A 22033-nucleotide genomic window follows, 5' to 3' on the forward strand; every position below is an offset into this window, starting at 1 on the left:
TTTTTGTGTGATTTCATTATTTAGCTATTTCCTTTACCGAGGCGACTTCATACGTTGTAAGCTCGCTGCCTAGAATTGGAGATTCTTTTTTTGCTTCACCGGAACCTGGTTCAGGCCGTTTATGTGCAGCTTTGAATGCATCGCTATTTCTCCAAGCCGTAAAGTTATCAAGGTTTTCCCAATACATATTAACGCTAAGCTCATCGTGATCCGTCAAATTCTGCGTTAATAATACTTCAACTTTTACGAAGCCTTCCATCGTATCAAGTGGACCTGGTGCAGTAAATCCTGGGGCCATGACTGCACCCATCCCTTTTTTGACTCTGATTCTATTCGTTACGATTATCATTATGAGTCCTCCTTTTGGCCATCGGTTTGGAATATACACCCTTTATTTCCGCAATTTCATACATATTTTAGCATATTGAAAGAAGCGGGGTCCATTTTGATTAACTCCAATCATGTGGGCCCTGAAGACATTGTTTCAATGAAGACGGACGTTTCATTATATTGAAATAGAACTATTGAATTTGGATATTACAAGGTTTATTGGTGCATATCGCGTATAATAGAACTCTGTATAAGGAAATTACGATTATGGGAACAATAAAGCAACATACTAAACAACAAAAGAGGCTGTTATATGAATGAATTGAGTTTTACTGACTATACATTAAGCGATGAAATTGTAAGGGCATTAGAAAGCTTGGGATATCAACATCCAACCGAAGTACAGCGCGAAGTGATTCCAGTGGCGCTGAAAAAGCGGGATCTTGTCGTTAAATCGCAAACAGGAAGCGGCAAGACCGCTTCATTCGGCATACCGATCTGCGAAATGGTCGATTGGGAAGAAAATAAGCCTCAGGCGCTTATTTTAACACCGACACGTGAGCTCGCCGTGCAGGTAAAAGAGGATATTACGAATATTGGCAGATTTAAGAGGATAAAGGCTACTGCAGTTTATGGAAAACATCCATTCGCACTGCAAAAAGCGGAATTGAAACAAAAAAGCCATGTAGTCGTCGGAACCCCGGGTCGTGTTCTGGATCATATCGAGAAAGGGACATTCGCCTTGGAACGCTTAACTCATTTAGTTATTGATGAAGCGGATGAAATGCTGAATATGGGCTTCATCGAACAAGTGGAAGCCATTATTAAGGAGCTTCCGAAAGATCGAGTAACCATGCTGTTCTCTGCTACATTACCTGAGAGTATAAAAAAACTATGCAAGCAATATATGAAGGATCCTTTGGATATTGAAATCAAAGCAAAGGGTTTAACGACGGAGAAAATTGAACATGCCCTTATAGAAGTGAAAGAAGATGATAAGTTTTCCCTGCTTAGAGACGTAACCATCACGGAAAACCCTGATAGCTGCATCATTTTTTGCCGGACGAAAGATAGGGTGGATCAAGTATGTGAACAGCTGCTGGAATTGGAATATCCGTGTGATATGATTCACGGCGGCATGCTTCAGGAGGATCGCCTTGCAGTGATGAATGAATTCAGAAGAGGTGAATTCCGCTATTTGGTTGCAACAGATGTTGCTGCCCGTGGAATTGACATCGACAATATAACCCATGTAATTAACTATGACCTGCCATTGGAAAAGGAAAGTTACGTACATAGAACGGGAAGAACGGGCCGTGCCGGTAAAAAAGGAAAAGCCATTACTTTTGTGACGCCGTACGAAGACAAATTCCTTACCGAGATCCAAGGATATATCGGTTTTGAAATCCCTAAAATGACTGCTCCATCTAAAGAGGAAGTTTCCAATAAAAAAACGGAATTCGAAGCCAAACTGGAAGCCCGTCCAAAAATCAAAAAAGATAAAAGTGAACAATTGAATAAACAAATCATGAAGCTGTATTTTAATGGCGGCAAGAAAAAGAAACTCAGGGCTGTGGATTTTGTCGGAACCATCGCAAAGATTGATGGAGTGAATGCAGAGGACATCGGGATCATTACGATCCAGGATAATGTTTCTTATGTGGAAATATTGAATGAAAAGGGACCGCTTGTCTTGAAAGTGATGAAAAATACGAAAGTGAAAGGCAAGCTTTTGAAGGTTTCAGAGGCCTTTAAGAACTAAAGTTGTCGAATGAAAGAAGCGGGAAGACCGAAAATCGGACTTCCCGCTTCTTTTTTATATGACATGGGACAGGAACTTTTCGACCCACCGGGGGAAAATTCGACCTACCTCCAGAATAATCCGACCCACGCCAAAATGATCCGTCCAGGAATAATAACCTTTGTTTAATGAGGTCGTTAAGATTCTTTTTCTGAATTCTGTTTATCCATCAAAACAGAGTGGTATATGAGGAAGGATAATGCAGTTATTATGAATCAATAAATACATACAACACGATTTAATCTGAATTCTTAGACATGGAGGGATTGAGTGGGATGACGAAAGCGAATGAAAGCGGAAGAATCAATGGGCAAAGTAAGCAGCGGCAGCTGGATCAATATCGAGTGGACGATAATGGGAAAAAGATGACGACTAACCAAGGTTTGCGTGTTTCTGAAGATGAGCATTCTTTGAAAGCGGGAACCCGTGGTCCAACTTTGATGGAGGATTTTCATTTTCGTGAAAAAATGACTCATTTTGACCATGAGCGTATTCCTGAGCGGATTGTCCATGCGCGTGGATCTGGAGCACATGGATATTTTCAGGTATATGAACCGATGACCGAATATACAAAAGCCAAGTTTCTTCAAGACCCTTCAGTCAAGACACCAGTATTCGTTCGTTACTCCACGGTGGCAGGTTCCCGCGGATCGGCAGACTCGGTCCGTGATGTAAGGGGATTTTCCACAAAGTTTTATACGGAGGAAGGAAACTATGATTTGGTCGGAAATAATATTCCGGTATTTTTTATCCAGGATGCCATTAAGTTCCCGGATTTAATTCATGCGGTTAAACCGGAGCCTCATAACGAAATACCTCAGGCGGCATCTGCCCATGATACGTTTTGGGATTTCGTCGCCAACAATGAAGAAACGGCACATATGGTCATGTGGCACCTATCTGATAGAGCCATACCGAGAAGTTTCCGGATGATGGAAGGGTTTGGTGTCCATACATTCCGTTTTGTAAATGAACAAGGCGTGGCCCATTTTGTTAAATTCCATTGGAAGCCTGTACTGGGAGTAAAATCCCTTGTCTGGGATGAGGCACAGAAAATTGCAGGGAAGAATCCTGATTTTCACCGCCAAGATCTGTGGGAAGCGATAGATACCGGGAATTATCCTGAATTTGAATTTGGCGTCCAAATGATTAAGGAGGAAGATGAATTCAAATTCGACTTTGATATCCTTGATCCTACTAAACTATGGCCGGAAGAACAAATCCCGGTTAAAATAATCGGAAAAATGGTTTTGAACCAAAATACGGATAACTTTTTTGCAGAGACGGAACAGATAGCTTTCCATCCGGGGCATGTTGTACCGGGTATTGATTTTTCAAATGATCCGCTGCTTCAGGGACGTTTATTCTCATACACCGATACCCAGCTATCCAGATTGGGAGGACCGAACTTCCATGAGCTACCGATTAATAGGACGGTTGCCCCCGTTCATAATAATCAGCGCGATGGCATGCACCGGATGTCAATAAATCCAGGGCCGGTCAGCTACCACAAAAACTCCCTTGCAGGCAACTCTCCTGAACCTGCTTCGGAAGGGGAAGGCGGCTATGCACATTACCAGGAGAAGGTCGATGGCAGGAAGGTTCGGCAGCGCAGTGAAAGCTTCAAGGATCATTACAGCCAGGCTAAACTATTTTGGAATAGCATGACGGAAGTGGAGAAGGAGCATATTATTCAGGCTTTCCACTTTGAAGTGGGAAAAGTGAAAAGTAAGGATGTTCAGCAGCAAATTGTCGAGATGTTCAGCAATGTGGATGTTGAACTGGCCAAAACGATCGCCATGGGAGTGGGCGTGAATCCTCCAGCCAACAAAATTGAGGTTCAAATGGAATTGGCTTCTCCGGCTTTAAGCCAGGAGCAAATGAAAGTGAACACGGCCGCAACAAGAAAAGTGGCAATCTTGGCTGCAGATGGTTTCAACGGTTCAGAGGTTAATCAAGTCTTGGAATCATTTAAATCGGCAGGTATAACGGCTGAATTCATCAGTCATAATCGTGGAGTGGTTACAAGTTCTGAAGGACAGCAGGTCGAGGTGAACCAGACATTCCTGACAGCCGATTCGGTACTTTTCGATGCTGTATATGTGGCAGGGGGGCAGGGGAGTGTCGATGCTTTAATGGCATCCAAGGAACCCATTTACTTTGTTGATGAAGCCTACAATCATTTCAAAGCGATTGGTGCAGGAAAAGAAGGGGCCATGATCTTATCGAAGGCAGGCATCATTTCCAATGATCCAGCTTCAGGCATTGTAGCTGTTACGGATCAAAATAGCGGTTCTGCCTTTATCGAGGCAATTGCCAAGCACCGTCACTGGAAACGCCCTTAATATCTATTGAAAACCCCCAGACTTGAAGTCTGGGGGTTTATTTCAATAGATATTTCGTATCAAGCTACTTTGCTTTTTCTTCAAAAAGTGATGCAATGCCAACGATCACTTTAGTGGACAATATCATATTATCAACGGAAATAAACTCATATTTTCCATGAAAATTCTCCCCGCCCGTAAAGATGTTGGGTGTTGGCAGGCCCATATACGATAATTGAGATCCGTCCGTACCACCGCGTATTGGCGAGATTTTCGGTTTTATATCGAGTTTCTCCATTGCTTCATAGGCGATATCCACAATTTCCTTCACAGGCTCAATTTTTTCCTTCATGTTGAAGTATTGGTCGTGTAATTCGAGCTGGATTCGGTTTTGCCCATATTTTTCTTTTAAATCTTCGATTACTTTTGTTATATATTCCTTGCGTTCATTGAATCTTTGGCGGTCGAAATCCCTGATGATGTAAGAAAGCTTGGTCTCTTCCACATCACCATGAAAGGAAAGCAGGTGATAAAATCCTTCGTAACCCTCCGTATATTCCGGTGCTTCTGCCGCTGGGAGCATATTATGGAATTCCATGGCGATTTTTGCCGAATTCACCATTTTTCCTTTAGCCGTACCAGGGTGAATATTCGTCCCTTTGATCAGGATTTTGGCCGATGCTGCATTGAAGCTCTCATATTCAAGTTCCCCAAGTGGGCCTCCGTCCACGGTGTAGGCAAATTGGGCACCAAAAGCATCTACATCAAACTTATGGGGTCCCCTGCCGATTTCTTCATCGGGGGTAAAAGCAACACGGATTTTTCCATGCTTGATTTCCGGATGCTTGATCAAATAATCCATGGCAGTCATGATTTCGGCAATTCCAGCCTTATTATCTGCTCCCAACAGGGTTGTCCCATCCGTCGTAATCAAGGTATGACCTTTATAGTTCTTAAGCGAAGGAAAATCATCAGGTGAAAGAATGATATCCAATTTTTCATGTAAAGTAAGATCTTTGCCATCATAGTTGTCGACGATTTGCGGTTTTACATCTTTTCCGGTGAAATCCGTTGCTGTATCGACATGGGCCAAGAAACCGATTGTCGGAACATCCTTATTTGAATTGGCTGGCAAGGTTGCCATGACATAGCCGTTCCCATCAATTGTCACATCCTTCATCCCAATGGATTGAAGTTCCTTGACCAATGCATTTGCCAAGGTCAGCTGTCCGGGTGTAGAAGGGCATGAGGGATTTTCCTCATTCGATTGGGTATCCACTTTCACATAAGAAGTGAATCTTTCAATGATTTCATTTTTCACTTTTCCTTCAACTCCTTTTCCCCTTATCTTACCATGATTGACTGTAATGGAAAAATTATCTTTTTCCAAATCTTCTTGGGTGGTGTAATCAGCAAAGAACAGCATATCTGCAAAAGACATGCCGTTCCTTGCTATCTCTTTTTAGAGTGGATTATTCAAGGCCCATACAGATACGCTTTTTCCATGAACGGGGAAGGTAGCGAACCCATCTTCTTCAATGGTGATGTGGTCATCTCTATGATAGGTTAAATCACTCCAGATTTCACCAGCACGATGCTCGCCGACGAACATCCTTTTTTCACTGTTGTAGTCTCCATTAGAGATAATGACCGCACACCCCGAGCCTTCTAGCTCTTCAACTCCGTGCCGGACCCAGCCTATCGTATTTGGATCATCAAAGTAATCGGTTTGTTCTCCGTAAGCTTTTTCATACCTAGCGAATAATAGGCGATCCAGGATATCCTTTTTCCCAGGCACCGGAGAAGGTCCGCCGATTCCATAATAGTCACCGTAAAATACACACGGATAACCGCAAAGTCTAAGCAAGGTAAGTGCATATGCCGATGGCTTGAACCAGTCCTTTACCCAAGACTCCAGGGATTCGTGAGGCTGGGAGTCATGGTTATCGACAAAAGTGACAGCCTCTGCTGGATTGGTTTGGACGAGGGTATCATCAAAGATGGTTGAGAGGTCGAAGTCTGTTCCTGCGTTTGAGGCCTCATGAAATTTATAATGCAGGGAAACATCGAACAAGTTGAGGTCATGATTGGTTTGCTCTAAGTAAGTTTGACAGGCTTTAACATCCGCCTTCCAAAATTCGCCGACCATAAAAAAATGTTCCTTTGTATAAGGAATGAGTTCTTGGAGAAATTCGTTGATGAATTCATAATCGATATGTTTAACGGCGTCCAAACGAAAACCATCACACTTTAACGTATCAACCATCCATTTTCCCCAGCTAATCATTTCCTTACGAACTTCCGGCAGGCTGTAATCGATGTTGGCAAACATTAAATAATCGTAGTTTCCGAATTCATCGATGACATGCTTATTCCAGTGCTTATTTTCGCCTGTGATGCGAAATACACCCATTTTGTCGTTTTCGGCATCATAGTCTGTACCATTGAAATGAGTATGGTTCCACTTAAAGTCAGAGTATTTATTTTTACGGCCCGGGAAATCGAATTTGGTCCAGCCTTCCATTTCGAATGGTTCTGAAATATCTTCCATACGGTTGTCTGGATTGACTTCAATCACCTCAAATTTTTCGGTTCCGTCAGCTCCTGCTTTATGGTTCATGACTAAATCGATATAAACGCAAAGTCCGTAGTTATGACAGGTGGCTATTGCTTGTAGCAATTCATCTTTGGTTCCGTATTTGGTACGAACGGTTCCTTTTTGGTCAAATTCCCCCAAATCGTAACCGTCATATATTCCATATCCATTATCCCCAACGGATTGGCCTTTAGTGACTGGCGGAAGCCAAACGCAGTCAATTCCTATATCCTTCAACTTGGAGGCTGCGTATTTCAATCTTTCCCAATGAGAACCATCTGCCTCAAGATGCCACTCAAAAAATTGCATCATCGTATGATTTCTTTTCATCCGTTTCCCCCCTGACACCGACCTGATTATTAAAAAAGTGAAACTAATGCAATCGGATAAAGTAATAATGGAATTCTTTACCCACTAAAATCAAATGATAAACAAGTGAACAACCCTCTTGATCGAGGTTCATCTACCTCTCTATTTTACTATTTTATACCAAATAAGGGTATTTTATATTGATTAGCAGTTAAAAATTAATCAAATGTGGAGGAATAACTCGAAAAAGGCTATACGCCAATTCAAAAAGAGGCATCCCGAATTTTGGGATACCTCAATTTTTTGTAAGTCTATTATCCTATTATACCTCTTCGTTTAAAGAAGTGGGCGAATGCCATTGCACCAATTAATAAGAGTAGGAGCTACTTTCCTTTTAAACCATTCATTGTTCTTCCTCCTTTTCCATGATTTTTGACTGCGTTCAGCTTATAAACAGAGTCTTAATAAAGCCTTAAGAACATTTTTGTATTCAATAGGTAAATAGAGAATAGGCCCCAGTTTTAACCTTTTCTTAATTTTATTGGAATTTACTAGCAGAAAAATGAGTGGATTTACTCATTGAGAATAATTATCATTATCAGTAAAATTAGTTCCATGATAATGATAATTATTCTCAATTAATTCAATACATGGAGGTTTAATATGGTAACGAACACGCTCACAAAAAATGATCAACTACTGGAACAACAAAATACAAGGGAATCAAATGCCCGATCATATCCTAGAAGATTACCCATGGCGATCGACCATGCGGAGGGAATTTACTTAACAGACATGGATGGAAAACGATATATTGATTTTCTTGCCGGGGCTGGAACATTAGCGCTTGGACACAATCATCCGGCAGTGCTTGAAGCGATGGAAAAAATTCTTAAGGATAAGCGTCCTTTGCATACATTGGACTTTACGACGCCAATTAAAGAGCAGTTCGTCGATGAAATTTTTGAATGCTTGCCTGAGGAATTCAGGAAAAATGCAAAAATTCAATTCTGTGGTCCTACTGGCGGAGATGCCATTGAGGCAGCACTTAAACTGGTTAAAACAGCGACAGGCAATAGAAGCATTTTATCCTTCCAAGGAGCTTACCACGGGGCAACGCATGCTACCATGTCAATCAGCGGCAATACAAAACCAAAGGAAAAAATACAAGGGTTAATGCCAGATGTTCAATTCCTGCCGTATCCCTATCAATATCGCTGTCCCTTTGGAATAGGCGGAGAAGAAAGCCATAAAATCAGCAGCCAGTATATCGAAAATCTATTGAACGATCCCGAATCCGGATTATTGGCACCTGCAGGAATGATTTTAGAGGCAGTACAAGGTGAGGGTGGCTCCATTCCAGCTCCAATTCCATGGCTTAAGGAAATCAGGAGAATAACGAAAGAGAAGGGCATTCCGCTAATTATCGACGAAGTTCAATCAGGCATCGGCCGTACAGGGAAAATGTTTGCCTTTGAACATGCAGGAATCGTTCCGGATGTTCTTGTCCTATCCAAAGCAATAGGCGGAAGTCTTCCATTATCGGTGGTGATTTATAACAAAGAGCTTGACCTATGGTCACCAGGTGCACATATCGGTACGTTCCGCGGAAATCAAATGGCGATGGCAGCAGGAACAGCTACTTTAAAATACATGAAAGAGACGAATCTTGTGGAGCATGCCGCTAAAATGGGAGAAATCTTAAAGGATATTCTTAAAGATTTGCAAAAGGATATTAAGCAAATCGGTGATGTCAGGGGCCGGGGATTAATGGTCGGTGTGGAAATGATCAATCATGAAGAACCGCAAAATGCGAATGGAAGCCATCCTGCTGATTCGCAACTTGCCAGTGCCATTCAACAGGAATGCTTTCAAAGAGGGTTGATTCTGGAAGTTGGCGGCAGACATGGAAGTGTAGTGAGGTTCCTGCCTCCATTGATCGTAACGGAATCCCAGCTTCGCGAAGCCACTGCAATTTTTGAACAAGCTGTTCGTGCAGCTGTTGCAAGAGGGTGAATGATCAATGATCGAAATGATAAATAAAACGGATTTTGCATATTCTCGGATGTTCTTGAATAACGAAGAAGGCTTCAACAACTACAGCGAATCATTGAAAATCATTGAAAAAAAGCTGACAGACTTTTTAAAAGGGAACGATTCACCATACTCTGGGAAAAAACCGTATGAAATCGAAGCAAGATTAAACGAGCTGTCCCTTGCTTCTCCAAAAGGGAAGACAATGGAAGCTGTAGCGGATGAGCTGGCGGAGTTTGTTATTAATGACAGCATCAATGTACACAGCCCCGCTTGTATCGGACATTTGCATTGCCCGACATTAATACCTGCCGTGGCTGCCGAAATGATTATCGGTACGTTGAATCAATCCATGGATTCATGGGACCAAAGCTCTGCTGCCACCTTCGTTGAAGAGCGTTTAATAGATTGGCTGTGCAGCCAGGTAGGGTTACCTGAACAAGCGGATGGGATTTTCACAAGCGGTGGAACCCAATCCAATTATATGGGACTGCTATTGGCGAGGGACGCTTATTGTAAGCGTTTCTGGGGTGTGGATGTCCAGCAGCAAGGTTTGCCAGTCGAGGCGAAAAAATTGCGAATCCTATGCTCCGAGGCTGCCCACTTTACGGTCCGTAAATCAGCGGCACAGCTGGGGCTTGGTGAACAGTCTGTAGTCGCGATTAAAACGGATTCAAACCACCGTCTGTCCATGGATGAATTAAATCATCAAATGTCGATTTTAGAGGAACAGGGTTTGCTGCCATTTGCCATCGTTGCAACTTGCGGAACAACGGATTTTGGTTCAATCGATCCATTACATGAGTTGTCTGAAGCGGCAAGGAAGAATGGGATATGGCTGCATGTGGACGCCGCATATGGAGGCGCGATGATTTTAAGTAAGGATTACAAAGAGTTAATCAGCGGAATTGAACGGGCCGATTCGATTACGGTTGATTTTCACAAATTATTCTATCAACCCATCAGTTGTGGTGCTTTTCTTGTCTCTGACAGCAACTCATTCCAATATATCCAGCATCACGCAGATTACTTGAATCCACAGGAAGATGAAGCCGAGGGCATGGTTCACTTAGTCAATAAATCGGTTCAAACGACAAGAAGGTTCGACGCACTGAAGCTCTGGATGTCATTGAAGGTCGTTGGACTGGATACCTTTGCCGAAATGATCGATTATACTTGTCACCTTGCACGTGAGGTGGCTGCGAAGATCGATAAAGAGGAAGGATTCACAGTATTGAATAAAGTCCCTGAATTGAATGCGGTTGTATTCCGTTATAATCCCGAAGGAGAAAGCGATCAATTAGTCAATCTATTAAATAAACAGATTCAGCAGGAACTTCTGAAAAGCGGACGGGCATTTTTAGCAAAAACGCGTTTTGACGGACAGGTATATTTAAAAATGACACTACTGAACCCAATGACAAGACTTGAACATATAGAGGGAATTTTAGATGAAATCCGAGTATTAGGTGAAATGTTCAAGATGATGGAGGAATGAAGATGAATGGTAAGCAAATAGCTGAAAGGGCGACGATGCAAAGCTTTCTGAATTGCTATTTCCGGGAAACCGGAAATTGCAGGTTAGAAGAAACGAAAAACTGGCCGAACTTGGAGGGGGCCATTCCGGATTCATTAATGGTCAGTAAGCTCACATCCCAAGATATTGCATTGCTTGTTCCGCTTAAATATTGGTCGGAAACGGGGCGTCATATTTTCAACTTCCCGATTTACTATCAAACGGCATCCAAGCAAGTACTTGAATTAGATTACGTGACAATGGTCTCGATCGTTTCTAAAGAATTATTGAATGAACAGGGCCGGACGGATAGTGAAGATGAATTGATGCTGCGTGTCATCCTTAGCAGCCAAAACATTCAACGGTATGTGGAAGCGAGGACGGAAGACGCTGATGCCCTACAAAGTCCTGATTTCACCTACATCGAAGCAGAGCAGTCACTTTTATTCGGGCACCTGTTCCATCCGACACCGAAAAGCAAGCAAGGCATTTCGGCAAAAGATGAATGGATCTATTCACCCGAATTAAAAGGGGAGTTCCAGTTGCACTACTTCCTGGCAGAACCTTCGATCGTCATCCAGGATTCCAGTGAAGTCCGATCGGCAAGTGAAATCATCAAACAGGAATTAGCCGGTGACTTGGAGATTTCCAGTGAATTTCGTGACACGTATTGCCAAAAGGAAAGCCGATACATCATTATCCCGGCACACCCGCTCCAGGCAAAAGTGCTTATCGAAAAAGAGGAGGTCAAGAGGCTGATCGAGCAAGGGTCACTAGTTTATGCAGGACCGCTTGGAAAAAAATTCACGGCCACCTCTTCATTTAGAACGGTATATAGTGCCACATCGAGATATATGTACAAATTTTCCGTTCCGGTAAAAATCACGAATTCCTTACGTGCAAATCTGCAAAAAGAATTAGATCGTGGTGTGGAAATCGCTAAATTAATAGATTCTAAAGTGGGAGACGATCTAAAAGAACGGCACCCCTCCTTCCGTATCATCAAGGATCCTGCTTACTTAACGATCAAAACGACCGAGCAAGAATCGGGATTCGATGTTGATATCCGGGAAAATCCTTTTTATGAAAACGATAAACAAGCAAGCCTGATTGCCGGCTTATGTCAGGATAATGCTTATGGTGCACCATCAAGGCTTGGAGCGATCATCCGCAAATTATCAGCTGAAGAAGACCGCAGTACCGAAGAAGTAAGTAAGGATTGGTTCAAAACCTATCTGTCCATGACATTGAAACCGATGCTTTGGCTATTTGAAGAGTATGGAATCGTTTTGGAAGCCCATCAACAAAATTCCATCATTCAGCTTCAAGATGGGTATCCAGCCGCTTTTTATTATCGCGATAATCAAGGGTATTACTATTGTGAGTCCAAAGTGGACAGGCTGCAAAAGATCATGCCGGAACTAAGTGAAAAAAGCTTCACGATTTGTTCTGATGAAGTTGCAGAAGAAAGACTGCAATACTATTTCTTTTTTAATCACTTATTAGGCTTAATCAATAATTTTGGAACGGAAGGATTAGTATCAGAAAACAATCTGTTACAGCTCGTTCAGGAACAACTGGAAACATGCAGCAGGGATAGCGAAGATGAAGGGTTGAATCGAGTTGTTTCAAAGTTGCTTCATGCCCGGGAATTAACTTGTAAGGCTAATTTACTGACACGATTCCATGATATGGATGAGCTTGTTGGTTCACTTGAGACACAATCCGTTTATACAACGATTGATAATCCGTTCGCGCAGGGGGTTATGGCCGTCCATGAAAAATAGTTATGAAGAAATGCTCAAGGACTGCAATAAACAGCTTTCATTTGTCAAAGTTGAATTTGAGAGGGATTTGGATACACTGCATGAATGGATGCATGAAGATCATGTGATACCCTACTGGAATTTGAATTTCACAAAAGAAAAATTTGCTGTTCATTTAAAAAAGGCACTGGCTGATACACACCAAACACTTTATTTAGGCTGTCTGGACTCCATTCCCATGAGCTATTGGGAATCGTATTGGGTAAAAGGCGATATCATCGAAGATCATTATGAATTCGAAGAGGGAGATCAAGGCATTCATTTACTCATTGGTGATCCGGATTATCTAGGGAAAGGACTGGCTTTGCCGTTTTTACGGGCAATGGTGAAGTTCCAACTACTGACTTCAACCACAAACAAAGTGATGGCTGAACCGGATATCAGGAATGCAAAGATGATTCATTTATTTGAAAAATGCGGGTTTACCCCAATTAAAGAGATAGAACTCCCTGACAAAACAGCATTGCTTATGTCATGCACACGGGGGAATTTCGAGAGGAAGTGGAACTATGGAGAAGCAACAATCTATCTATGACCTGGTAGGGATAGGGATTGGTCCATTTAACCTTGGACTTGCGGCCCTTTTGGAGAAAACCCCGGAGTTGAATGCCGTCTTTTTTGAGAAAAAGGGGGAATTTAATTGGCATGAAGGGATGCTGCTGGAAGGGACAACGCTGCAAGTGCCGTTCTTTGCCGATCTGGTTAGCATGGCAGATGTGACAAGCCCATATAGCTACCTGAATTATTTACAGCAGCATGATCGGCTTTATCATTTCTACTTCCTTGAAAAATTCTTGATTCCACGAAAGGAATATAACGACTATTGCCGCTGGGCTGCCCATCAACTTGATAGCTGCCGTTTTGGCAAAGCGGTGGAGGCGGTTGAATATATAGGAGATCAAGGTGAACCCTGCTATCAAATCAGTGTAAGGGATGTACAAACACAAAAGATCGAAGTCTATTATAGCCGCCATGTAGTCATGGGAATTGGCAGTTCCCCGACTGTTCCATCGGCCTTTCAGCCCTATATGGGAGAGAGCATCCTGCATTCGGCCAATTATATACGGAATAAAGAAAACATCTTAAAGAAAAAATCCGTAACGGTTGTCGGATCTGGACAGAGTGCAGCCGAGGTCTTTCTGGATTTGCTTAATGAGCAGGAGGAATATGGCTACCAGCTAAACTGGTATACAAGATCCAAGGGATTTTTCCCTATGGAATATTCAAAACTCGGATTGGAATACTTCACTCCGGATTACCTTGATTTCTTTTATCGGCTGCCGCAGGAAAAGAAGGATGAAATCCTGCCGAAACAGGATTTATTGTATAAAGGGATTAGCGCTACGACCATTGCAGCAATTTTTGACAAGATGTATGAGAAATCGATTGGAAATGCCGAACTTGCCATTGAACTTCGGGCCATGACGGAAGTTGCGGCAGTTACCCCCGCCGAAAATGGCTGGCAATTGAAATGCCGACAGTGGGTTGAAGATAGCGAATTTGATGTGGACACAGAGGCGATTGTTTTTGGGACGGGCTATAAATCAACCCTTCCGGCATTCCTTGAAACCATGGAGGACCATTTAGTCCGCGATGACTTGGGGCGTCTTGCAATAACGAAAGACTATAAGGTAGGAACGGCCATCTCTACACCGAATCACCTATTTATTCAAAATGGCGAGATACATACACATGGTGTGGGTGCTCCGGATCTAGGCCTGGGGGCATTCCGAAACTCGATTATCATCAATCAATTGGCAGGTAAAGAAGTTTATCCATCGAAGCCAAAGGGTGCATTTCAGTCATTCCGTGTAAAAACACCCGTCATGGCTTACTAAGAAAAGGGAAGGAAGAATTATATGCAGTTCATAAATGAAGTGGAACAGGCAGTTTCAGAAAAAAATTGGTCGATAGTAAACCAAAACCTGCTGGCCAAGATGATTTCTGAGTATATGTATGAGGATATGATCCATCCAGCTGTCCTGAACGAAAACGCAGCAGCAAATCTATATGAGTTAAAGATAAATGAGGGGAAATCTTATCGATTTTTAGCGTCGCCCCGTCTTTTTGACAGCTATGAAGTACAGGCCGAGTCAATCCAGGTATGTGAAACGGAAGGTATTACACAGGCTAAAGATGCTATTCAATTCATTTTGGACATCCAGCCGTTAATTGGGATGACTGCAGAAACAACAGGACATTTAATCAAAGAATTCCATCATACGCTGCTTGCGGATCTCCAATTGCTATCCAAACCTGAACAAGATGCGGATGATTTAGTCGAACTGGATTATGCATTACTTGAAGGCGAAATGAGCGGTCACCCTTGGATTGCTTATAACAAGGGAAGAATCGGTTTCGGTTATGATGATTATTTGAAGTTCGCCCCAGAAAACCAGAAGGAAGTTCAGTTATCCTGGATTGCCGTCCATAAAACGAGGGGTGAGTTCAATTCAGTCGAAACGTTATCCTATAAGCAATTGATGGAGAATGAACTGGATGGGGAAACCCAAAAATCATTTGCAAAGACATTGACAGAAAAAGGTCTGAACGCAGAAAACTATTACTACCTCCCAGTTCATGAATGGCAGTGGAAGAATGTAATCATCCAGAACTTTACCGATGACTTGGCTAAAGGGCAGATCGTAGCTTTGGGAAATGGTCCTGATAAATATTTGCCGCAACAATCCATCCGGACATTTGTTAATGTATCGAATAAGGATAAACACCACGTCAAGCTGCCGATGAGCATTTTAAATACGCTAGTCTACCGTGGATTGCCAGCTGAACGCACGGTCATTGCCCCAAAAATCACAACGTATATAAAGAACATTTATGAAAATGATTCATTCTTGAAAGAACAATGCAAAGTAGTGCTTCCTGGTGAAGTGGCCAGTTTAAATGTTGATCACCCGTATTATTCCAAGCTAGAGAATGTACCGTATCAATATTTGGAGATGCTGGGGGGGATTTGGAGAGAAAGCATTTACAGTTATATGGAAGAAGGCGAAAAGCCCATTACGCTTGCGTCCCTTTTACATGTCGACAGCAAAGGTAAACCATATGTGGAAAGTCTTATTGAAAAATCGGGATTGACTGCAGAAGCCTGGACAGCTCAATTATTTGACGTCATCCTATCACCATTACTGCATTTCATCTATCAATATGGATTGGTCTTCTCGCCGCATGGTCAAAATACCATTTTAGTTTTGAAGGATTACAAACCTCACCGTTTGGCCATCAAGGATTTTGTAGATGATGTAAACGTAAGTGATCAACCGCTTCCTGAATTAAGCAGCCTCCCCGATGATTTAAGGAAAGTACTAAGAAGTGAGACTCCGGAGGGGCTGGTTCAATTCATTTTTACGGGACTATTCATCTGTCATTTCCGATACTTGTCAACACTTCTGATGAAGAGGTCCCTTTTGGATGAGAATGCTTTCTGGGAAGGCGTCACTCGAACAATCCTGACACATCAGAAAAAATACCCTATGTTACAGGATCGTTTCGATACGTTCAATTTCTTTGCGCCAAAATTAACAAAGCTCTGCCTGAATAGAAATCGGATGCTTCAATATGGGTATAGCGATGGTGAAGACCGTCCGCATGCCTCTGAGTTTGGGCATGTGAATAATGCCCTTTATGAAAAGTTACCTGCAAAAACGCTATAAAGTTAAACTGGCTCAGACTTTTGAGCCAGTTTTCTTATGGTTAACAATTTGACTGTTGATTTCCGCTTCAGGCACTCGCTTCCCGCAGGAGTCACGTACACCCGCTCCAATCAACTTTGTGTTATTTAGATAGAACCCTTTTGTTCAAAACTAGATAATAATTGTTTGCCGACAGTTTTTTTCTGGGTTTGTAAAATGGGAACGTTGATTTCCGCTTCAGGCACTCGCTTTCCGCGGGCGGTCGGGGAGCCTCCTCGGCTTGCGCCTGCGGGGTCTCCCCTAGACACGCTTTTCCCGCAGGAGTCACGTACACCCGCTCCAATCAACTTTGTTTTATTTAGATAGAACCCTTTTGTTCAAAACTAGATAATAATTGTTTGCCGACAGTTTTTTTCTGGGTTTGTAAAATGGGAACGTTGATTTCCGCTTCAGGCACTCGCTTTCCGCGGGCGGTCGGGGAGCCTCCTCGGCTTGCGCCTGCGGGGTCTCCCGTAGATGCGCTTTTCCCGCAGGAGTCACGTACACCCGCTCCAATCAACTTTATTTTTAAATTTAGATAGAAACCATATCTAAGGAGTTGATGATGTTAATATGTGATGACCACCTTTCCACAGTATTTTTATGGTTTTTACAATTTGACCGTTGATTTCCGCTCCAAAACAACTTAGTTTTAAGGTAGAACTGATGTTGGTCTACAGTCTTTTATGATTTAATAGATTAAATCTTGAGGTAATGAGGATGTTAAACATATGGGAAACCCAAAGAGACGAAATGTACGCATAAAAAAAGAATTGCTTTATACTTTTTTGGGTCAAAATTCCTGAAATTTATCTTTGGAATAAGGCTTGCCGTTCATTTAAATTGGTGATATGCTATGTGTAAACGGTTACACAAAAGTATAGAGGGTGATATTTTGGCAACTATTCGGGATGTGGCAAAGGAAGCTGGAGTTTCTGTAGCAACGGTTTCCAGAGTTATGAATGGCAGTGGTTATGCACATGAGGACACAAAAAAGGTGGTCATGGCAGCTGTTGAAAAATTGAATTATAAACCGAATGAAGTGGCAAGATCCCTCTACAAACGTAAATCCAAATTGGTTGGTTTGATTTTGCCGGACATTACGAATCCCTTCTTCCCGGAAATGGCAAGAGGTGTCGAGGATTATCTGCAGCAGTTTGGTTATCGGTTGATTTTTGGAAATAGTGATGAAAAGCGAGATAAAGAAATAGAATATATTGACACTTTCCTGCAAAACAATGTAGTGGGCATGATTGCTTCAACTAGTGAAGAAGCCAATGAGAATTTCGATAATCTGGATATTCCAGTTGTCCTTCTCGACCGTACAGCAGAGAAATTACCAGCTGTTTATTCCGATCAAAGGACAGGTGGTAAGCTGGCAGCACGCGTATTGCTGGATAGAGGCAGTACGAATATCGTCCTCATTAGGGGGCCAGTCGAAATAAAGCCTGTATATGAACGGTATATGGCAGCATTGGAAGAATTGAAACAAGCAAAAGTGAACGTGCAAGTCATGGATTCATCCCTGACTCTTCAAGGCGGCCAAACATGCGTCAAGCAGCTTTTCGAGCAATATCCGGAAACGGATGGAATCATTGCTTGTAATGATATTGTTGCAGCCGCAGCACTTCAAGAGATTTTAAAGCGGGGAATACGGATACCGGAAGACATACAATTGATCGGCTATGATGATATCTCCTTCACAGCGTTATTGCACCCACCGTTATCGACCATTCGGCAGCCAGCCTATGAGATGGGGGCACAAGCGGCGGAAATGCTAATTAAAAGGATCAATCAAGAAAAAATGGAAGTAACACATAAAAAGCTCCCTGTTTCTTTTGTGGAGAGACAAACAACGAGAAGGAAGGCGGAGAAGACATGATTAGAATTGCAGTAGTGGGAAGTTCGTCAATGGACTTAGTGGTGACATCAGCCAAACGGCCAATGGCGGGGGAAACGGTTTTAGGAGAGTCCTTTATCACGGTTCCTGGAGGAAAGGGAGCCAATCAGGCTGTTGCAGCGGCACGTCTTGGTGCAGAAGTGTCGATGGTTGGATGTGTAGGAGATGATGTCTATGGAGAGATCATCTTAGATAACCTGAAAAAAAATCATGTAAACACGAAGCATGTGGAACCGGTTACAGGTTCTGCTTCAGGGACAGCACATATTACCCTTTCGGAAGGTGATAACAGCATTATTGTCGTAAAAGGTGCGAATGATTTCATTACTCCTGAATATGTAGAAAAGGCGAAAAAGGTGATAGAGGAATCGGATATCGTGTTGGTTCAGCAGGAAATACCCGAGGAAACTGTGGAGTATCTGGCTGACTTGTGCAACATGCTTCAAAAGAGATTACTATTGAACCCAGCTCCCGCCCGCAAGTTAAGCGAGGCTGTCATTCAACAGGCATCATTCCTTACTCCGAATGAACATGAGTTCGAGATCCTATTCGATGGGAGAGATAGAACGGAAGTCTTGACTGAGTATCCAAATAAATTATTCATTACCGAAGGGAAAAATGGCGTCCGTTACTTTGATGGACATGAAGAAAAGGTTGTTCCAAGCTTTGAAGTGGAGGCGGTGGATACAACAGGTGCAGGGGATACATTCAATGCAGCCTTTGCGGTGGCTGTTGCAGAAGGAAAAAGTTTTGACGAAAGTTTGTTGTTCGCGAACCGGGCAGCTTCCATTTCCGTGACGAAATTAGGTGCTCAAGGCGGCATGCCGCAAAGGGTAGAGGTCGAGAGGGGCTTTGAAGCATGAAACGTCAAGGAATCATCAATAGTTCAATAGCAAAGGTCTTGGTTGACCTTGGTCATACCGATTATATTGTCGTAGGTGATGCCGGGCTGCCGGTGCCGCCCGGAGTTTGCAAGATAGATTTAGCATTGACGCCTGGAACGCCATCATTTCAAGATGTCGTCCGGGCGGTTCACGAAGATATGGTTGTTGAAAAAGTTATCGCTGCCACAGAAGTGAAGGTTAAAAACCCGGAACAGCATCAATACATGGAGCAGCAATTCGGAGCAGCGATTGAATATGTTTCCCATGAGGATTTTAAAAGGCTGACAAGTAACGCGAAAGCCATTATCCGGACCGGGGAGACGACGCCATATTCAAATTGCATATTGCAGTCTGGAGTATTCTTTTAAAGAAATGAGATGATGAGCATGCAAATCGAAATGCACAATATTTATAAAGCATTTGGTCAAAACAAGGTATTGGAAGGTGTTCATTTTTCTTTAGAGGCTGGGGAAGTACATGCACTAATGGGGGAGAATGGAGCAGGGAAATCAACCTTGATGAACATTTTGACCGGGCTGCATAAACAAGATCAAGGAACGATCGAGATTAACGGTAAAGAAACCTCCTTCAGGGATTCAAAGGAAGCCGAAGAGGCAGGAATGGCCTTTATCCGTCAGGAATTGAATATTTGGCCAGAAATGACCGTGCTGGAGAATCTATTTATCGGCAGGGAAATGGTGAATCCCTTCGGTGTCCTGAAGACGAAACAAATGAAAGCGCGTGCAAAGGAGATTTTTAAAACACTTAATATTTCCCTTCCTTTTGATAAGGAAGCCGGATTCTGTTCTGTCGGTGAACAGCAAATGATTGAAATTGCCAAGGCGCTCATGACGGATGCCGAAGTCATCATCATGGACGAGCCCACAGCCGCTTTAACTGATAGGGAAATAGAGAAGCTCTTTGAAGTGATGAAGGGGCTTACCAAAAAGGGTGTATCGCTTGTTTATATTTCTCACCGAATGGAAGAAATATTCGCCATTTGTGACAGGATCACCATAATGCGTGACGGAAAGACAGTCGATACGAAAAGAATTGCAGAAACAAATTTCGATGAAGTCGTTCAGAAAATGGTCGGGCGGGAGCTGGAGGACCGTTTTCCTCATCGTGAAGCGAATGCTGGCGACATAGTCCTTGATGTGAAAGGTTTAACCAGAAAGGGGCTTTTTGAAGATATCCATTTCGCGGTTCGGCAAGGTGAGATTGTCGGTGTAGCCGGATTGATGGGAGCAGGCAGAACGGAAATAATGCGCGCCCTTTTTGGTGTCGACCAAATAGACAGCGGTGAAATCACCATTGAAGGCAAGAAAGTTTCCATACGAAAACCAACGGATGCAGTTCGACACGGCCTGGCTTTCATTACGGAAAATCGTAAAGAAGAGGGATTGATCCTGGACTTTTCTGTAAGGGAAAATATCGGCTTGCCGAATCTCAAGAGTTTTGCTCCTAGCGGTATCGTGAAAACGGAGGATGAGATGAACTTTGCCGAAATGATGATTAAGCGCCTTCACGTGAAGACATCTTCTGCTGAAACGGTCATCGGCAACCTATCCGGAGGAAATCAACAGAAGGTGGTAATCGCCAAATGGATCGGCACTTCCCCTAAAGTTTTAATTATGGATGAACCGACCCGGGGCATAGATGTTGGTGCAAAACGTGAAATTTACGAATTGATGAATGAATTGACGGAGCGAGGCATCGCCATCATCATGGTTTCCTCAGAACTTCCGGAAATCATTGGAATGAGCGATAGAATCCTTGTGGTTCACGAAGGTGAGATTGCTGGGGAATTGTTAAAGCAGGAAGCGACGCAAGAAAAAATTATGGCATTGGCGACAGGAGGGAACTAGGATGAAACTTGAGGCTACAGGGAAAAGCGGGATTTGGCAAAAATTTGGTCCGTTACTCGCCCTGGTACTTTTATTTATCGTAATAACCGTTTTAAATCCATCATTCATGGAACCGAATAATATTTTGAATTTATTGCGTCAAACCTCCATCAATGCACTTATTGCATTTGGAATGACCTTTATCATATTGACAGGCGGCATCGACTTATCCGTCGGTTCCATTTTAGCTCTATCCAGCGCACTCATGGCTGGTATGATGGTCTCGGGTTTAGATCCGATTTTAGCAATATTGGTAGGCATTCTACTAGGTGCAATAATGGGTGTAATCAATGGGATACTCGTTTCAAAGGGTAAGATGGCCCCTTTCATCGTGACACTGGCCACCATGACGATTTTCCGGGGATTAACGCTTGTGTACACGGATGGAAAGCCGATTACTGGGATTGGCGATTCCTTTATGTTCCAGATGCTTGGGAGAGGTTACTTCCTGGGAGTGCCAGTACCGGCCGTTGTGATGATCATCGCTTTCATGATCCTATGGTTCCTGCTTCATAAAACATCCTTTGGCCGTAAAACATATGCCATCGGCGGAAATGAAAGGGCTTCCCGGATTTCGGGGATTAAAGTTGACCGGGTCAAGGTGGCCATATATGGTCTGGCCGGTACGATGGCGGCAATTGCCGGTGCCATTTTAACGTCGCGTCTGAATTCGGCACAGCCGACGGCAGGACAATCCTATGAAATGGATGCCATCGCAGCCGTGGTGCTGGGCGGAACGAGCCTTTCAGGCGGTAAAGGGCGGTTGTTCGGTACGCTGGTGGGTGTCCTGATCATCGGTACCTTGAATAACGGTATGAACTTACTTGGTGTATCCTCCTTCTACCAGCAAGTGGTAAAAGGTGCAGTTATATTAATCGCGGTCTTACTTGACCGTAAAAAATCATAAGAAGAGGTGT

At 43.0% G+C, this 22033-nt stretch carries 16 protein-coding genes; 13 read left to right on the forward strand and 3 right to left on the reverse strand.

Annotated elements, in window-relative coordinates:
• Nucleotides 1-16: 16 nt before the first annotated feature.
• A complete protein-coding gene (locus OTG27_RS00225) occupies nt 17-349 on the reverse strand; it encodes a heme oxygenase (RefSeq protein ID WP_057278265.1) in 333 nt (110 codons plus the stop codon).
• 294 nt (nt 350-643) lie between these two features.
• Between OTG27_RS00225 and OTG27_RS00230 the strand changes: the two genes are divergently transcribed.
• Both OTG27_RS00230 and OTG27_RS00235 read left to right on the forward strand, forming a co-directional pair.
• Nucleotides 644-2092 carry a DEAD/DEAH box helicase gene (locus tag OTG27_RS00230; protein WP_268935913.1) on the forward strand — a complete coding sequence of 483 codons (1449 nt, stop codon included), beginning with the start codon at nt 644-646 and terminating at the stop codon, nt 2090-2092.
• Nucleotides 2093-2406: 314 nt separating this feature from the next.
• Complete coding sequence (locus OTG27_RS00235; protein WP_268935914.1) at nt 2407-4476, forward strand: catalase; 2070 nt, start codon at nt 2407-2409, stop codon at nt 4474-4476.
• Between the two features lie 64 nt (nt 4477-4540).
• Here OTG27_RS00235 and pepT read toward each other — a convergent pair whose 3' ends face one another.
• Together pepT and OTG27_RS00245 are read right to left on the reverse strand one after the other, a co-directional pair.
• The gene (gene pepT / locus OTG27_RS00240; RefSeq protein WP_268936137.1) at nt 4541-5776 is read right to left on the reverse strand and encodes a peptidase T; all 1236 of its coding nucleotides are present in this window, start codon (nt 5774-5776) and stop codon (nt 4541-4543) included.
• A gap of 141 nt (nt 5777-5917) precedes the next feature.
• Entirely contained in the window at nt 5918-7381 is a 1464-nt protein-coding gene (locus OTG27_RS00245; protein ID WP_268935915.1) for an alpha-amylase, read from the reverse strand.
• Nucleotides 7382-8023: 642 nt separating this feature from the next.
• Here OTG27_RS00245 and OTG27_RS00250 point away from each other — a divergent pair.
• The 11 genes from OTG27_RS00250 to OTG27_RS00300 all read left to right on the forward strand — a co-directional run bounded on the left by OTG27_RS00250 (nt 8024) and on the right by OTG27_RS00300 (nt 22023).
• Nucleotides 8024-9376 carry an aspartate aminotransferase family protein gene (locus tag OTG27_RS00250; RefSeq protein WP_106027162.1) on the forward strand — a complete coding sequence of 451 codons (1353 nt, stop codon included), beginning with the start codon at nt 8024-8026 and terminating at the stop codon, nt 9374-9376.
• A gap of 7 nt (nt 9377-9383) precedes the next feature.
• Nucleotides 9384-10892: a pyridoxal phosphate-dependent decarboxylase family protein gene (locus OTG27_RS00255; protein ID WP_268935916.1), complete on the forward strand. Its 1509-nt coding sequence runs from the start codon at nt 9384-9386 to the stop codon at nt 10890-10892.
• Nucleotides 10893-10894: 2 nt separating this feature from the next.
• The gene (locus tag OTG27_RS00260; protein WP_268935917.1) at nt 10895-12697 is read left to right on the forward strand and encodes an IucA/IucC family protein; all 1803 of its coding nucleotides are present in this window, start codon (nt 10895-10897) and stop codon (nt 12695-12697) included.
• Nucleotides 12687-13271, forward strand: coding sequence for a GNAT family N-acetyltransferase (locus OTG27_RS00265; protein WP_268935918.1), 585 nt, complete (start codon nt 12687-12689; stop codon nt 13269-13271). Before OTG27_RS00260 ends, OTG27_RS00265 begins: the two co-directional genes overlap by 11 nt.
• Nucleotides 13246-14574, forward strand: coding sequence for a lysine N(6)-hydroxylase/L-ornithine N(5)-oxygenase family protein (locus OTG27_RS00270; protein ID WP_268935919.1), 1329 nt, complete (start codon nt 13246-13248; stop codon nt 14572-14574). The genes OTG27_RS00265 and OTG27_RS00270 overlap by 26 nt, the downstream gene beginning before the upstream one ends.
• A 21-nt stretch (nt 14575-14595) precedes the next feature.
• On the forward strand, nt 14596-16407 hold the full coding sequence (locus tag OTG27_RS00275; protein WP_268935920.1) for an IucA/IucC family protein: 1812 nt from the start codon (nt 14596-14598) through the stop codon (nt 16405-16407).
• Nucleotides 16408-17320: 913 nt separating this feature from the next.
• The gene (locus OTG27_RS00280) at nt 17321-18307 is read left to right on the forward strand and encodes a LacI family DNA-binding transcriptional regulator (protein ID WP_063574589.1); all 987 of its coding nucleotides are present in this window, start codon (nt 17321-17323) and stop codon (nt 18305-18307) included.
• Complete coding sequence (gene rbsK / locus OTG27_RS00285) at nt 18304-19188, forward strand: ribokinase (protein WP_268935921.1); 885 nt, start codon at nt 18304-18306, stop codon at nt 19186-19188. Before OTG27_RS00280 ends, rbsK begins: the two co-directional genes overlap by 4 nt.
• Complete coding sequence (gene rbsD, locus OTG27_RS00290) at nt 19185-19577, forward strand: D-ribose pyranase (RefSeq protein ID WP_034316088.1); 393 nt, start codon at nt 19185-19187, stop codon at nt 19575-19577. The genes rbsK and rbsD overlap by 4 nt, the downstream gene beginning before the upstream one ends.
• Nucleotides 19578-19595: 18 nt before the next feature.
• A complete protein-coding gene (locus OTG27_RS00295) occupies nt 19596-21077 on the forward strand; it encodes a sugar ABC transporter ATP-binding protein (RefSeq protein WP_268935922.1) in 1482 nt (493 codons plus the stop codon).
• A 1-nt stretch (nt 21078) separates the two neighbouring features.
• Nucleotides 21079-22023: an ABC transporter permease gene (locus tag OTG27_RS00300; protein ID WP_268935923.1), complete on the forward strand. Its 945-nt coding sequence runs from the start codon at nt 21079-21081 to the stop codon at nt 22021-22023.
• Nucleotides 22024-22033: the final 10 nt, after the last annotated feature.

Origin of the sequence: Peribacillus sp. AS_2 (genome assembly GCF_026891895.1) — a bacterium.
Classification (GTDB): domain Bacteria; phylum Bacillota; class Bacilli; order Bacillales; family DSM-1321; genus Peribacillus; species Peribacillus frigoritolerans.